Source organism: Companilactobacillus farciminis KCTC 3681 = DSM 20184 (assembly GCF_002706745.1).
Classification (GTDB): Bacteria; Bacillota; Bacilli; order Lactobacillales; family Lactobacillaceae; genus Companilactobacillus; species Companilactobacillus farciminis.
Map to the genome: position 1 here is coordinate 1,574,196 of NZ_CP017702.1, position 15,384 is coordinate 1,589,579.

Consider the following 15,384-nt stretch of genomic DNA (forward strand, 5'->3'; position numbering starts at 1 on the left):
ATTTTTAGTAAAGATATTTTAATTATAAATGTAACAAGTTACTTATTCCAGAAAACAAATAAGCTGAGACAAATAATTTGGCTTTGTCTCAGCTTATTTTAATAGATTCAGTCTAAGTCTGATCCGTTTGAACGGATTACTTTTTGATACCAGTAGAATGAATCTTTCTTTGAACGTTCAAGTGTTCCGTTACCTTCATCGTCCTTATCGACATAAATGAAACCGTAACGTTTGGACATTTGACCTGTTCCAGCAGAAACCAAATCAATACATCCCCAAGGTGTATAACCTAGAAGATCTACGCCATCTTCATTAACCGCCGTTATCATTTGTTCAATGTGTGCTCTCAAATAGTCAACACGGTAATCATCATGGATTGAACCGTCTTTTTCTACTTTATCATAAGCACCAAAGCCATTTTCAACAATCATCAAAGGCTTGTGATAGTGTTCAGTAAGCCAATTCATTGAGTAACGAAGTCCAACTGGATCAACTGGCCAACCCCAATCGTTGTATTTCATATTAGGATTCTTAACAGTTTCACGATCTCCAACAAACTTGAATTCTGGATTGTCATCACTGTATTTAACGGTCATAGAATTGTAATAACTGAAACCAACATAGTCGACTGTTCCTTCACGTAAAACAACTCGATCTTCTGCCGTAATATCTGGTCTTAGATCGTGATTCTTGAAGTAAGCTTCCATACCAACTGGATATTCGCCTAGTGTTTGAACATCTGACCACCAGTAACGTCTTTGCATAGCTTTTTCGGCTAACAAGATGTCTTTAGGATCTGATGAGGCTGGATAAACTGGTGTAAAGTTGACCATATTACCAATCTTGAAATCAGGATTGATCTTGTGACCAATTTTAACTGCCAAAGCGCTGGCAACAACTTCATAGTGAGATGCTTGATACATCAAAGCTTCACGTTCTTGTTCTGATTCGTTGTCCCAGAAGATCAAACCGGAATCAGTAGCAATTGAGAAGTCATTCGTATAAGTTGTTTGGTTGTTGATTTCGTTGAAAGTCATCCAATACTTAACTTTATTCTTGTAACGTTTGAAACATACTGTAGCAAATTTAACGAAGAAATCAATCACACGACGATCTCTCCAGCCACCGTATTCTTCAACTAAGTGATATGGCATTTCAAAATGTGACAAAGTGATCACAGGTTCGATTCCATATTTCAAACATTCATCAAATAAATCATCGTAAAACTTCAAACCTGCTTCATTAGGTTCGTCTTCATCGCCATTTGGAAAAATTCTTGTCCAGGCAATAGAGGTTCTAAAACATTTGAAGCCCATTTCAGCAAACATCTTAACGTCGCCTTTGTATTGGTGATAAAAATCGATTGCTTCGTGGTTTGGATAGTTCTTGCCTGGAATAATTCCCTTCGTGATTTCACGTGGCTTTTGGTAAGCACCAGCTGTCATAATGTCTGAAACACTGACACCTTTGCCATCGACATTCCATGCACCCTCAAGTTGGTTGGCAGCTACAGCACCACCCCAAAGAAAGTCTTTTCTTAATCCACTTTTTGTCGTTTCAGTCATTTATTAACCCTCAATTCTTTTTTATTACTCTGTTAAATCTTCACCGTTAGAAGCAATAACTTTCTTGTACCAAGCAAATGAATCTTTCTTGTAACGTTTGAGACTTCCGTTGCCTTCATCATCTTGGTCAACATAGATCATGCCGTAACGTTTCTTCATTTCTCCAGTACTTGCTGAAATCAAATCAATGTGACCCCATGGAGTATATCCAATCAAATCAACACCATCTTCGTGAACAGCTTTTTCCATTTGTAAAATATGGTCATGGAAATATGAAATACGGTATGGATCATGAATGCTATTGTCGTCTTCTAATTTATCGTAAGCGCCAAAACCATTTTCAACGATAAATAATGGCTTGTGCCAACGAGTAGTCATCCAATTCATTGCGTAACGAAGTCCAACTGGATCGATTTGCCAACCCCAATCAGATTTTTCTACGTAAGGATTAGAAACTAAATCATTGTGTTCATCATAGTCAAAATGAGTTTCCCCATCTTTAGCTTTAGTTGTAAATGACATGTAATAACTAAAACCAACATAATCGACTGTGCCGGCTTTGATATCTGCCAAATCAGCAGCAGTGATATCTAAGTTATAACCTTTGCGAGCCCAATACTTAGTGATCCATTCAGGATAGAAGCCAAGTGCTTGAACATCGCCAAAGTAATAACGATATTGCATTGCACGTTCAGCTTTCATGATATCAGTTGGCTTAGAAGTCAATGGATAAACTGGACACATAGCAATCATTGAACCAACTTTTAGACTTGGGTCAATCTTGTGGGCAATTTGAACTGCATGAGCACTTGCTACAAATTCATAGTGAGCAGCTTGGAACATTGCTTCTTCCCAATTGTCATCCTTACCCAATTGCAAACCAGAATCTTGCAACAATGGATGTGGATCGCGCCAATCAGTTTGATTATTGATTTCGTTAAATGTCATCCAATACTTAACTTTGTCTTTGTAACGTCTGAAACAAACTTCAGCAAAACGGTCGAAGAATTCAATCACCTTACGATTGCTAAAGCCACCATATTCTTTTACTAAGTGATATGGCATTTCAAAATGTGACAAAGTAATTACTGGTTGAATTCCATACTTGAGACATTCATCAAACATGTCATCGTAAAATTTCAAACCAGCTTCATTAGGTTCTGTTTCGTCACCATTTGGAAAAATTCTCGTCCAAGCAATTGAAGTTCTAAAACATTTCAAACCTAATTCAGCAAACAATTTGATATCTTCAGGATATTTATGATAGAAATCGTTTCCCCAATGGTTAGGATAGATTTGACCATCTTCAACACCATCAGTAACTTTTCTAGCAACGCCTTTGGCACCAGCAGTCATGACATCAGCAATGCTGACGCCTTTGCCGCCTTCGTTCCAGCCACCCTCTAGTTGGTGTGCAGCAACAGCGCCACCCCAAAGAAATCCTTTTGGCATTTTAATTCCTTCACTCATAGAAATTATTCTCCTTCTTTGGCTAATCTCTTGTACAAGTCAACGATTTCTCCTGCTAGATCTCTAAATGTAATAGCATTCATAATGTGATCTTGTGAGTGAACCATCAACAAAGTAACTTTGGCATGGTCACCATTTGCTTCTTTAGTAAGCATATCTGTTTGTGAATTGTGTGCATCTACTAGGAAATCGTCAGATTCTTTTAATTTTTGATCTGCAACTGTAAAGTGACCTTTCTTAGCGGCATTGATTGCCTCAAAAGCAGAACTCTTAGCATTTCCACCATTAATAATTAATCCCATTACTGTTTGTAGTTGTTCGTCATGTTGTTCTTCAGCCATTTTTATTTCTCCCTCAATGATTAAGCGCTTACTTGATTTTTAAATAACGAAAGGGGTGCAATCTGCGCCCCTTTTTGTTTAGTTTTTATTGATAATTAGCCAATTAGTTTTACAGCTTCGCGTAGAACTTTTTCACCATTCATCATTCCATAGTCTTGCATATTAATAACTTCAACAGGAATACTCAACTTACTCTTGAATTGACCTTCCATGTATCTTACTTGAGGTCCAAGCATCAATACATCTGGATGTTTTTCTTCCAATTTTGCGTCTGCATCGGCAGCAGCAGCAAAGATTTCAGCATCGATACCGTCACTTTCAGCAGCCTTTTGCATCTTTGATACTAGTAAACTTGTTGACATACCTGCGGCGCAACATAACATAATTGTTTTTTCAGCCATAATGAAATACCCCTCTTGGTTATAAAATTTATTTGTTTGTTTTTCATCTAAAACGTTTACTAAAAACGCTTTCATAGAACACTTAGAGTATATAACTCATCAAAGGTTTTATCAAGTTGTTTTTAATGAAAAACAAATATTCTTTAAAAGAATTATCTTTAGACAAATAAAAACATCTATTCAAATTCCCATTTACGAGATTTGAATAGATGTTTTTAATTTAAAATTCTTTTTTCAACACACGCTGGATCATTTCTGCTACTCCGTCATGATTATTGTTGCCAGTTACTTTCCAAGCAGCTTTTTTAACACTGTCAATAGCATTCTCCATCGCTACTCCATAACCTACTTCTTTAATCATATCCAAATCATTGCCATAGTCTCCAAAACACATGAAATCAGCAATCGGAATCTTAGAATACTCCGAAATTCTTTGCAATGCTGCTAGTTTGGTCACATCTTGTCCATTGATCTCAAAGTAATAACTTCCTGAACGGCTTATCGTAACAGGCAATGAAGTGAATGATTCTAACTTCTTTTGCAATGATGCCAACTGTTTTGGTGGACAGCTGAAACAGACTTTATAAATACCAATTTGCGAATCTTGATTGATTTTCATTAAGTCGGCGATTGAACGAGCTTTTTTATGATGTCGATCCATCCCTTCAAAATACGTCGTCCAACTGTGGTTTGGATCATACACGTAAATATCATTGAGTCCATCTAAAACGACTTTAAAATTACTGAATTCAGCTCGTTTTAAAATCTCCGCAATAACAGCTGGATCCATCGGTTGATCAATAATCTTTTTCTCTTTTGGACCGACTACCACAGCACCATTTAATACCACTCGATAGCCGTCGATTTTTAAATCTTTTTCGAAAAACTTATTAACTGAATGCAACGTTCTTCCCGAGCAGATTGCAAAATCAATTCCAGAATTGACCGCATCACGGATGGCTTGAGCATTTTGTGTCGATATTTTACTGTAACTGTTTAACAACGTCCCATCTAGGTCAGTCCCTATAAATTTGATCATTAATTAAGTAACCCCTTACATAAAATCAATTTACATTAATCATACGACACTGCTTAATAAAAACAAATACCCAATTACTTGTTAACGAGAACTTTATTCATATCAGCAATGAAACTTGGATAAGAAACGTCAATCGATTCAATGTTTTTAATTTGGAACGGACTGTCAGTCAAAATTGAAGCGATACAGAGCATCATAGCGATACGATGGTCATTGTGACTGTCGACATCATCTTTGACTTTAATCTCTTGGTCGCCCTCAATTACGATCGTGTCATCATTAACTTGCATGACGATACCTAATTTTGCCAACTCAACACGCATATTTCTGATCCGATCACCTAATTGCAAGTGAACGTCATGAATACCTTCAATCACTGTTTGACCACTAGCTTGTGAAGCCATCAGAGCAATCAAAGGAATCTCATCGATGATAAATGGTACTTGTTTGTTAGTAATTTTAGTCCCATGCAATTTCTGGTATTTGATAATTAAATCGCCATAGGGTTCAATGCTGTTAACCGAACGATTATCGACATAAATATGTGCACCCATTTGTTTAGCCACATTTAAAAGTCCAATTCTAGTTGAATTCAAACTTACCCGTGGCAAGGTTATTTGACTGACTTTGGACAATAAGGCTCCAGCAATATATAAAGCAGCTGAAGAAAAGTCTCCCGGAATAGTAATACTTTGACCCTTCAAATGAGCCCCAGGATGAACAACAATAGTGGCCGGATCGACTGAAACATCGCCACCAAAATAATTGAGCAAAACTTCTGTATGATTACGCGTAGCCTGTTTTCTAATAATTGTCGTATCACTTTTGGCATAAATACCAGCTAACATTAAACTACTCTTGATTTGAGCACTAGAAATATCTTGGTGGTAGACGATACCCTTTAAATCCTCACTACCAGTTATTTTAGCTGGTAAAGAGTTTTCTCCTAAGGTTTGGTAACTAGCCCCCATCGCTTGAAGAAGTTCCACTAAGCGGTCATTAGGACGTTTGGAAAGGTAATCTCCACCGACTATCTCATATTGATTAGGACTGCTTGCTAAAGCTCCAAGCAACAAACTCTCAAGCGTTCCGACATTTTCGATATTCAATGGTTTATCTAGTGGCTTTAATTGGTGATCCAAGCCCTTAATGACCATTGCTTTAGTATTGACCTCTGTATGGATCTTAGCTCCTAATTGTTGAAAAGTTCTAGCAGTAACAGCTAAATCATCAGCATAATTAAAATTGCCGATTTGAGTAACACCACTAGCCAAGGATCCCAAAGTAATAGCTAAGTGGGCAATACTCTTGTCGCCTGGAACCGTCACTTCACCTTGAAACTTGAACTTGTGTGCCTTCGTATTATAGTTAAACATTTAAATACACCTCATTAATAAGCTGTTCATTATCTTACTTCTCTCTTTGTTTTCTTACTGTTACGCTACCTAATTTTGGAGCATAAAACAAACTTTTAGTCTTGAGGACAAAAAAATAGGGCTTTCGCCCTATTAAATTTTCATCTTAAAAGCACAATCTGTAAATTGCTTCAGCAAATATTTCCATAGCTTTTCTCATATCTGCTTTGCTCCAGTTTTCATTGGCTTGGTGCATGAAATCAGGAGTCGTTGGCAACATCCCACCAAAAGCCACACAGTTATGCATTGTTCTAGCAAAAGTTGCTCCACCAGAAATAGCAGGTTGTGACTTCGTGTCGCCAGTTAAGTCTTGATAAGTTTGCATCAAAGTCTTAACTAAAGTGCTATCAGTTGGTACATAAAGTGGTGCAACATAATCAAAGTTTTCGTATCTCATGTCGTATTTAGCAACTGCATCAGAAACTTTTTGAATCAACTCGTCGTGATCGATCTTAACAGGAATTCTCATATCGATTTGCATCTTTGATTCTTCTGGAGTGATCTTCAAACTAGAAATGTTGAAAGTCAACTTGCCAGAAACATCATCTGAAATATCACCTAGCAAATTAGTAGCATTAGCATCTTCGCCAAAGTCCTTCAAGAATTGCAATACTTTAATATCAGGATAAACGTCAGCTAAAGCAATTCCTAATCTAACTACTGCGTTAGTTCCTTCCGGAGCATTCATAGCGTGAACTGAATGACCGTGAACTTCGATGCCGTCAGCAGTTTGGTCAGCCTCAAAGTTGTGAGCTTTCAAAGCTGCCATTACTTCATCTTGTTTTGGACCATTGTAAATAGCTTTACCAGGTACAGCATTGAAGGCATTTTCCAAATCGATATTTAATTCGGTTGAGCCAGGTCCAAACAAATGTGATTGTTGCAAACCTTTTTCAGCATAGATCAATGGAAATTCAGCATCTGGTGCGATTCCCAAGTCGATTGGATCTTCTTTTTTGTTGTATTCAGCTAGGCATCTCCAAAGAATCTCTTCGTCAGTACCAAAAATTACACGAATCTTTTTATTTAATTTATAACCTTTATCGAGGATAGATTTAACGGCATAAATAGCAGCGATTGTAGGTCCTTTGTCGTCTTGAGTTCCACGACCATACAACTTGCCATCTTTTTCAGTCAATTGATAAGGCTCTACATCCCAAGCTTCCAAATTGCCAGCTGGTACCTCATCAACGTGACCAACGATACCAAAGGTTTCATCACCTTCGCCAATATCAGCATAGCCGTAATAGCCATCTGGATCTTCGTAAGTCTTAAAACCTAGATTACCGATAATTTCCAAAACTTTATCCAAGGCTGCTTTAGGTCCCTTACCAAAGGGTGCATTAGGTTCAGCTGGTTCATTGTATGAAGCAACGCCAACCAATTTGCCTAAGTCCTTAATGGCTGCATCTTGAATTTCATCTGTAATAAATTTTTCCATTATTCTTTCCCCCATTATTTAAACAAAATTACTTAAACATCGAGCAAATAACTAAGAAGACTGCAATTACCACGAATAAAATGGCAACCAACTTCCACATGTACTTCCACCATTTAACAATACTTACGTGTCCAATAGCCAAAGCACCCATAACGATACCTGAAGTTGGTGTAATCAAGTTAACTAATCCTGAAGCTGATTGATAAGCTGTGATAACTAATGATCCGTCAACGCCAGAGAACTTACCTAATGGTCCCATAATTCCCATTGTAGCGGCAGCTAGTCCAGAAGTTGAAGGAATCAAGAATGACATTGGAATGTAGAAAATGTATGTCAAAACGATGAAGACACCGGCAGAAAGATTTTGAAGTCCTGTTTCACCGGCATGTAGAACTGTAGCTGTAATGTAACCATTGTTCATGATAACTTGAATACCACGAGCAACCGCAACGATAATCGCAACACTCAAGAATTCACCCATACCATTTAAGAAGGCATCGATATATTCTGATTCTTTCATTCCGAAGATGAACATGATGATAACTGACATCATGAAGAATAATGTTGTGATTTCTGTAAAGTACCATGTACCAAGTGGAGCAATGTCTTTACCAATCAAAGCACCTAAGAATGGTACATTGGTTAGCCATTTTGTGAAGCTGTCAAAGAATGTCCAATTTGGATTCAAACTTGACCAAGGAATCAAACTAGTGATCATAACTACGAAAGTAAGTGCAAATAGCCAAAGAACGCTCTTTTGCTTCTTAGTTAATTTTTCACCAAGTGTTCTGTCAGCCATAGAGAATTCTTCCAAATCCTTTTGACGGCGTTCAAAAACGTATGATTGTGATGGATCTTTCTTGATTTTGTCTGCATAGTGCATAACGTAAAAAATACTGATTCCGGTTACCAAAATCAAAAGAATGAAACGTGGAATCAACCCGTCACCAGGTGAAATATTGATTGTTTGTGAAGCAACACCAGTCGCAAATGGGTTAACTGTTGAAGCTAAACATCCAACTTGTGAACCAATTAAAGCTAGAGAAATCGCTGTGATCGAGTCATAACCAACACTGATCATAACTGGGATCAAGATTGGGTAGAAAGCAATTGTTTCTTCCCCCATACCATAAGTAGAACCACCGATGGCAAATAATGTCATTAAAATAGGAATAAGTGCCTTTTCTTTACCCTTATACTTTTGAACGGTGGAACTGATACCATCATCCAAGGCCTTAGTCTTATTGACGACACCCAAAAATCCACCGATAACTAGGATAAATAGCGAGACTGAAATCGAACCTTCAGTAACATCGGTACCAACCATTCCGTTGATCGGTGCTAAAAATACGTCCCAAATACCTTGAGGACTGCTTGCGCGGGCCTTGTACGTACCTGCAATAATATTTCCTGCTTTAGTGGTTGCGTACTCACCAGCTGGTATAATCCAAGTCAAAATGGCAACTAAAATAATTAAGAAGAATAAAATTGTATATGCCGACGGCATTTGCCATTTTTTAGCTTTTTTTCCCATGAATCAACCCTCCTATATATATTTATAATATAGTTTCAGGATATACGATAAAATAAACTATTACAATGGTTTCCATGGAAATATTTGTAAATAAATTTTCCTTTAATGCCAGTTGTGTAAACGATTACAAAATATTACAATATTATTAGATTTAAGAGGGAGACATTAGAATGACTGATACGATCGAATTCGGAAAAAGAATCAATCATCGTCCATTAATTGTCAGTTTTATTGGTAGTTTTTTAGTTGGTGGTTTGGGGTTAACCGTTAACATTAAAATTGCAATAATATCATTTTTGGCAGTTTTATTTTTGCTACTTTGTGTCTATTTTCCAGTCAATTTACCAAAAATTTTTGGTCATTGGCAACTAGAAAATCATGGTATTTCGTACTACAAAATGAACTCATATTGGGATAAATTGAAGATGATTCTTTTTCCCAACCGAACTGAATTTCAATTTATCAGTTACTCGCAGATCAAAGGCTTCAAAATTATCGAGCGCGACAATCAATACGATTTAAATAATCTTTTGACTATCAAGCCTGCTAAGCAATCATTCTTGCCTTTTTTGAGAAAACCGTTTTTTTTGCGACTCGAAATCAATCAAGACAAAATTGACTTAGATTTGAGCTATAATCAATTTCACGATTCTAAAAATACTCTGTATCGTTTGAGCAACGTTCTAAAAAAATTAGCTGAGAAGATCAATTGATTCAAAAATAACCTCACTAGAATGTCATCATACACTCTAGTGGGGCTTTTAATTTTCATCTCAGTTTCCTTTAATTTAGACTCAAATGTCCTAAGAATTCATTTTTTCGTAAATATTCAGTTTTTCTTTGCTTTAAACGATTTTCAAATCCTTGGCAAAGGTATTTTTCCTCGGCAGTCTCTGGGATGATTTCAGGAATTGCTATTTCATTATTAGATTTTAAGACTATCAAAGTACAAAAGCTGGTGAAAGCAATCTCTGGTTGATCAGTTTTTATGTCCCGACTGATTATCTTGGTAAAAACTTCTATCTGTCGATGATAAACACCTGTCACAAAAGACTCCATTTTGATGTACTTATCAGTCGTAATTGGATTCCAAAAATTAATATGATCGTATCCCGCCGTAGCAATCTTACCTTTGACGAACTTAAAACTAGCTAAACCGGCGTTCTCATCCAATAAACTCAAAGTCTTGCCACCAAAGAGCGTTCTTTTATCGTTTAAATCTTTATCAAAAATAATTCGTTCACTAATAGTTCTAGTTTGCTGACATGTCTTTTGAATCATAATCTACCCCTCTAAAGATATTCTAATAGTAGCTAGTAATAGGAACAATCTTTTTTAACAAAAAGTTAACCGCTACCAAATAAATTATATTATGATAGTAGTAATATAACTTTCGGAGGAAATTATGGCGTTCTTATTGTGGTATACCAACTATTTTGTAGATATTAAATCTGACAATTTAATCGATCCTAAAAAAATCGAAGCTTTTGAGAAACTCGGCGATATTTTTACTAATGGTGATTTTTCATCCTGGCACGTTAAATCACAACTAGATGAGGAAGACTTTAATAGACATTTGAATAAACTATTGTCTGAGAACACTGACATTGACCCAACTGGTGTAACCGTTACCAAAGGCATCGATGGTGGTCCTCTTAAAATGCTATAAACGAACCTATTATTTTAGGTTCGTTTTTTGATTAAATTTTTTTCGAAATCTGTTCCCAAATATAAGTAAAAAATTATATAATATATAAAATTAATTTAAAAGAGGGAGTTTTTTATGATTTTAATCGCACTTTCAGCTGTTATTTTGCCACTAATTCTTTTGGGGATTCTCAATATGCCAGCTACCAAAGGGATGTCGATCAGTGCAACTATCGTTTTATTAGAGGGTTATTTCTTTTGGAAAATGCCTAGCAAGGTATTGTTAGCATCGATTCTCCAATCTGTTCACAAAGCTTTGCCCATTCTCTGGATATTATTCGGTGCCTTGATGATGCTAAATATTTTGCAACACACTGGAGCAATTGATCGTATCAATTCTGGATTTCATCAAATTTCCGCAGATATGCGACTCCAATTGATTTTAGTCGCCTTCTTATTTGGTGGTCTGATTGAAGGAGTCTCTGGATTCGGTACGCCAGCAATGGTTACAGCTCCTTTGATGATTGCTTTAGGATACTCGCCTATGGCTGCAGTTACTTTATCACTAGTAGCTGATTCGACGCCTGCTTCTTTTGGTGCCGTGGGAACACCTTTGACAGTTGGTTTGAGTAACGTCAGCGACAAGAGCGATTTCTTAAATAATATCGGCCAACGTATCACTCAATTAGACTTATTTTCTGGAACGTTCATGCCACTTTTACTAGTCTTCATGCTGATATTCCTCTTTGGTAAAAATGACGAAAAGAAATCAAAAGACTTTTTAGCTTTAGTACCTTGGACTTTATTCATCGGCCTAGTTTACAGTCTATTCGCTTTAATAGTTTCATTTTTGATCAGTTACGAATTCGTAGCAATTTTAGCACCATTCTTCACTATTATCGTTGCCATTATTTCTATCAAAATCAACTTCCTATTGCCGAAGAAAATTCTTCAAAAACCTTGGACAACTTCAACTAAGGAAATTAAGTCCGATCATTCAATGTCCCTACTGACAGCTTGGTCACCATACATCGTTGTTATTTTGTTACTTTTAGCCACAAGAACTATCATGCCTTTAAAGAACTTTTTAACGCAAAACATTAACTTATCTTGGAATAATATCCTCGGCTTCAAACAAATCAACTCTGACTGGGAGTTTCTCTACTCTCCTGGTACTTTGTTGACAATTGCCGCCATCATCGGTCTATTGCTTCAAGTTAAATCGCTCAAATCTTTCTTACCTACTGCTAAAAAAGTTGCTTTTTCAATGAAATCCACTGCGATTGCTTTAATAGTAACTTTGATCATGGTACAAATTTTTACTAACTCAGAATTAAATCAAAGCAACATCCCTAGCATGCCAATGTACATCGCTCAAGTTATTTCCAAATACTTATCTTCCGTTTGGATCGTCATTGCACCGTTCTTAGGACAATTAGGTTCATTTGTCACTGGTAGTACGACCGTTTCAACTTTGACTTTTGGACAGATTCAAGCCGATATTGCTACTAAAGCTGGCGTCGGTACTGACCTAGTTTTAGCTGCTCAATTGATCGGTGCAGCTGCAGGTAATATGATCTGCGTTCACAACATCGTTTCAGTTAGTTCAGTTGTTGGTCTTACCGGTCAAGAGGGTAACATTTTAAGAAAAACCGCTGTACCGGCCTTAATTTACGGACTAGTCGTTGGTATCGTCGGTTTTATCTTCACACTCGTTATCTAAAAATTAAAAATGGCATCTATTCAAATCAATTAATGGCTACCATTATCTGAATAGATGCTTATTTGTTTGACTGTATAAAAATATAAAACCACTGTCTAGTCCGGAGTAGCAAAGAAAATTGGCTCAGTAGTGAATTTATTCTTAGCAACTTGTTGCTTAGAATAAGGTCGAGTTTTGAGATTTTGTGCACTTGGTTTATGCAAAAGCTCAAAATCGTGCCCACTACGTTCCAGCCAAATTTTCTTTGCTATGGAGGACGAAATACTCCCACTAACCAAGGTTAAAAAAGAGCCCAGATTGTAGAAAAATACAATCTTGGCTCTTTTTTGTTATTCGTGAAATGATGCGCCAGAATTGGCGTCCAATTCCACTTTTTTATCTTCGTTAATTGGTGCAACGGTTATATCTTCAGAATCTCTAATTGGTGCTTCACAAACATTTTGATAATCATCTGAATTAATAATTTCATTTTCTGATAAATATTGATTAATTTGTTTCATTAACGTAGGTCCGTTATAAATAAAGCCTGTATAAACTTGAACTAAACTTGCGCCTGCAATTAAAGCTGCTTTGGCATCTTCAGGCGTGAACACCCCACCAGAAAACATGATCGGTAAATCTGGAAAAGCTGAATGGATTGCCTTAGTTAAACTCAATGATTTCTTGAAGATTGGCTTGCCACTGAGGCCACCGCCTTCATTTTTATGAGCTGACTTGAGGTTGTCATGAATTGGACTAGGGTTTGAAGCTGTATTAGTTAAAATAATTCCGTCCATTAAACCGTCAGTTTCTTGAATCAATTCAATTAGTTGTTCAGCAGTGATGTCATTGCCAAATTTACAAAAAACCGGTTCTTTGATGTGCAAATTGTGAATCTTTTGCAACAAGTTCTTAGCTACAGGAATTTCTTGTAAAGTCGTGACACCCTTTTGATTAGGACAACTTTGATTCAAAGCGATGTAATCACCAAAAGAATGGATTTCCTTGATGTCTTCAACCATCTCTTCGACCATTTCTTCACTACTCAAACCATGCCCTGGGGCTACACTGATACCAACTTTGACGTGTTTAGGAGTATTAGCCAAGTGATGTCTTGTTTCTTCAACGCCCAAATTATTCAAACCCATACGATTGATAATAGCGTTGTCTTCTGGCAAACGAAAGATCCGTTTTTTCTTGTTGCCGGGTTGATCATTCTTGGTGACACTTCCAATTTCAACAAATCCTGCACCTAAAGCACCCAAACTGTTATAAAATTCAGCTTTTTTATCAAAACCTGCAGCAATACCAATTGGTGAATCGAAAGTAACTCCTTTGACGGTCACCTTAATATTATTAGGCTTTTTAGCTTGAAACATTGTTTCCAAAATTTCTGGCGTCTTATTAAACATCTTCAAACCACTAGCCACCAAATGATGGTCGACTTCAGGATCACCTTTGAAAATCACTGGACGAACTAACTTGTATAGACTCATTATTTACCCCAACTTTCTGGATCTTGATACCATTGTTGCAATAATTCCATATCGCTTTCTTCAACGTAGTTTAACTGTTGAGCTACTTGAATCATGGTTGGATAATCTGTCAATGTAAATAATTTAGTGTGCGCATCGGCGAAATTCTTGGTACTTTCTGGCAAATCATAGGAGAAAATTGCGACTGTTCCAATTACATCTCCGCCTTCTTCTTCAACAGCCTTAACAGCTTTTAAAATACTACCACCAGTTGAAATCAAGTCATCAATCAAAACAACTTTGTCACCCTTTTGACAGCGACCTTCGATTTGACTCTTCTTGCCGTGGTCTTTTTTTTGCGGACGGACGTAGTTCAGTGGCAAGTTCAAAATATTAGAAACACCAGTAGCGTGTGGAATTCCGGCTGTGGCAACTCCTCCGATAACTTCAGCTTCAGGATATTTTTCTTTGATCAATTCGGCTAAATCATGCGCAATTGTTTGGCGAAAATCTGGATAAGCAATGGTCAAACGATTGTCCGTATAAATCGGTGCCTTAATACCACTAGCCCATACGAAAGGTTCCTTAGGATTCAAGGTCACCGCCTTGATCTTTAATAATTGACTGGCAATATTGTTTGCGACTGAGACTGTATCCATTATTTATTCCACTCCTTACAAATATTCATGTATGCTTGATAACCATTTTCAGCTAAAGTAATCGGACGACCAACCACAATGGCATCACTACCTAAAGTCTTAGCTTTAGCTGGTGTAGCGACACGTTTTTGATCTTCCACTTGTGATGCTTTGGGACGAATACCAGGGGTAACACATAAAAAGTCTTCGCTAGTAGCTTGTTTGATCATTGGCACTTCCAAAGCTGATGAAATGACACCGTCGGCCTTGTTATCAAACGCTAATTTTGCTAGATGAGTAACGTAATCTTGAGATTTCAATGGCACTTGCAATTCATCCCTTAATTCAGTTTGTCCTAATGAAGTCAACTGGGTAACTGCTAATAATTTCGTATCAGAACCTGCTAAGCCCTTCTTAGCTGCAGCAATCATTTCAGCACCACCACTAGCATGCACTGTAAGCATTTGAACATCCCACTTGGCAATCATTTCGCAAGTTCTCTTAACTGTATTGGGAATATCATGCAACTTCAAATCAAGGAAAATATTGTAACCACGCTCTCTCAAATTTCTGACAAACGGATAACCGAATTGACAAAACATTTCCAAGCCAATCTTCAAAAACAACTTTTGATCCTTAGGAAATTGGTTCAAAAAATTAATACATTCAAAATCATCTGCAAAATCTAACGCTACTATTACTGGCTTATTCATCTT

General features: G+C 36.9%; 15 protein-coding genes. 3 read left to right on the forward strand and 12 right to left on the reverse strand.

What is annotated here, in order from left to right:
- Positions 1 to 107 precede the first annotated feature (107 nt).
- The 8 genes from LF20184_RS07645 to LF20184_RS07680 form a co-directional block, all read right to left on the reverse strand.
- A complete protein-coding gene (locus LF20184_RS07645) occupies positions 108 to 1,565 on the reverse strand; it encodes a 6-phospho-beta-glucosidase (RefSeq protein ID WP_010020037.1) in 1,458 nt (485 codons plus the stop codon).
- 24 nt (positions 1,566 to 1,589) lie between these two features.
- Complete coding sequence (locus LF20184_RS07650; protein WP_010020038.1) at positions 1,590 to 3,035, reverse strand: 6-phospho-beta-glucosidase; 1,446 nt, start codon at positions 3,033 to 3,035, stop codon at positions 1,590 to 1,592.
- Positions 3,036 to 3,040: 5 nt separating this feature from the next.
- Positions 3,041 to 3,376 (reverse strand): PTS lactose/cellobiose transporter subunit IIA, encoded by a 336-nt coding sequence (locus LF20184_RS07655; RefSeq protein WP_010020039.1) that lies wholly within the window; start codon positions 3,374 to 3,376, stop codon positions 3,041 to 3,043.
- 95 nt (positions 3,377 to 3,471) lie between these two features.
- A complete protein-coding gene (locus LF20184_RS07660; RefSeq protein ID WP_010020040.1) occupies positions 3,472 to 3,777 on the reverse strand; it encodes a PTS sugar transporter subunit IIB in 306 nt (101 codons plus the stop codon).
- Positions 3,778 to 3,997: 220 nt separating this feature from the next.
- On the reverse strand, positions 3,998 to 4,816 hold the full coding sequence (locus LF20184_RS07665; RefSeq protein ID WP_010020041.1) for a Cof-type HAD-IIB family hydrolase: 819 nt from the start codon (positions 4,814 to 4,816) through the stop codon (positions 3,998 to 4,000).
- Positions 4,817 to 4,890: 74 nt separating this feature from the next.
- Complete coding sequence (aroA, locus tag LF20184_RS07670) at positions 4,891 to 6,192, reverse strand: 3-phosphoshikimate 1-carboxyvinyltransferase (RefSeq protein WP_010020042.1); 1,302 nt, start codon at positions 6,190 to 6,192, stop codon at positions 4,891 to 4,893.
- Between the two features lie 145 nt (positions 6,193 to 6,337).
- A complete protein-coding gene (locus LF20184_RS07675) occupies positions 6,338 to 7,672 on the reverse strand; it encodes a M20 family metallopeptidase (RefSeq protein WP_010020043.1) in 1,335 nt (444 codons plus the stop codon).
- 28 nt (positions 7,673 to 7,700) lie between these two features.
- Positions 7,701 to 9,206 carry a YfcC family protein gene (locus LF20184_RS07680; RefSeq protein ID WP_010020044.1) on the reverse strand — a complete coding sequence of 502 codons (1,506 nt, stop codon included), beginning with the start codon at positions 9,204 to 9,206 and terminating at the stop codon, positions 7,701 to 7,703.
- A gap of 170 nt (positions 9,207 to 9,376) precedes the next feature.
- On the opposite strand from LF20184_RS07680, the gene LF20184_RS07685 reads away from it, so the two are divergent.
- A complete protein-coding gene (locus LF20184_RS07685; RefSeq protein ID WP_010020045.1) occupies positions 9,377 to 9,919 on the forward strand; it encodes a hypothetical protein in 543 nt (180 codons plus the stop codon).
- A gap of 70 nt (positions 9,920 to 9,989) precedes the next feature.
- On the opposite strand, the gene LF20184_RS07690 is transcribed toward LF20184_RS07685, so the two are convergent.
- Positions 9,990 to 10,487 carry an acyl-CoA thioesterase gene (locus LF20184_RS07690; protein WP_010020046.1) on the reverse strand — a complete coding sequence of 166 codons (498 nt, stop codon included), beginning with the start codon at positions 10,485 to 10,487 and terminating at the stop codon, positions 9,990 to 9,992.
- A gap of 124 nt (positions 10,488 to 10,611) precedes the next feature.
- On the opposite strand from LF20184_RS07690, the gene LF20184_RS07695 reads away from it, so the two are divergent.
- The gene (locus LF20184_RS07695; protein ID WP_010020048.1) at positions 10,612 to 10,875 is read left to right on the forward strand and encodes a hypothetical protein; all 264 of its coding nucleotides are present in this window, start codon (positions 10,612 to 10,614) and stop codon (positions 10,873 to 10,875) included.
- Between the two features lie 114 nt (positions 10,876 to 10,989).
- Positions 10,990 to 12,576 carry an L-lactate permease gene (locus LF20184_RS07700; RefSeq protein ID WP_056945247.1) on the forward strand — a complete coding sequence of 529 codons (1,587 nt, stop codon included), beginning with the start codon at positions 10,990 to 10,992 and terminating at the stop codon, positions 12,574 to 12,576.
- A gap of 329 nt (positions 12,577 to 12,905) precedes the next feature.
- Here the strand turns inward: LF20184_RS07700 and LF20184_RS07705 are convergent, their stop codons facing one another.
- Genes LF20184_RS07705 through pyrF form a run of 3 tightly spaced genes read right to left on the reverse strand, consistent with a single transcriptional unit; the run spans position 12,906 to position 15,381 of the window.
- Positions 12,906 to 14,051 (reverse strand): quinone-dependent dihydroorotate dehydrogenase, encoded by a 1,146-nt coding sequence (locus tag LF20184_RS07705; RefSeq protein WP_010020050.1) that lies wholly within the window; start codon positions 14,049 to 14,051, stop codon positions 12,906 to 12,908.
- Positions 14,051 to 14,689: an orotate phosphoribosyltransferase gene (gene pyrE / locus LF20184_RS07710; RefSeq protein ID WP_010020051.1), complete on the reverse strand. Its 639-nt coding sequence runs from the start codon at positions 14,687 to 14,689 to the stop codon at positions 14,051 to 14,053. The genes LF20184_RS07705 and pyrE overlap by 1 nt, the downstream gene beginning before the upstream one ends.
- The gene (pyrF, locus tag LF20184_RS07715; RefSeq protein ID WP_010020052.1) at positions 14,689 to 15,381 is read right to left on the reverse strand and encodes an orotidine-5'-phosphate decarboxylase; all 693 of its coding nucleotides are present in this window, start codon (positions 15,379 to 15,381) and stop codon (positions 14,689 to 14,691) included. The genes pyrE and pyrF overlap by 1 nt, the downstream gene beginning before the upstream one ends.
- Between the last annotated feature and the right edge of the window lie 3 nt (positions 15,382 to 15,384).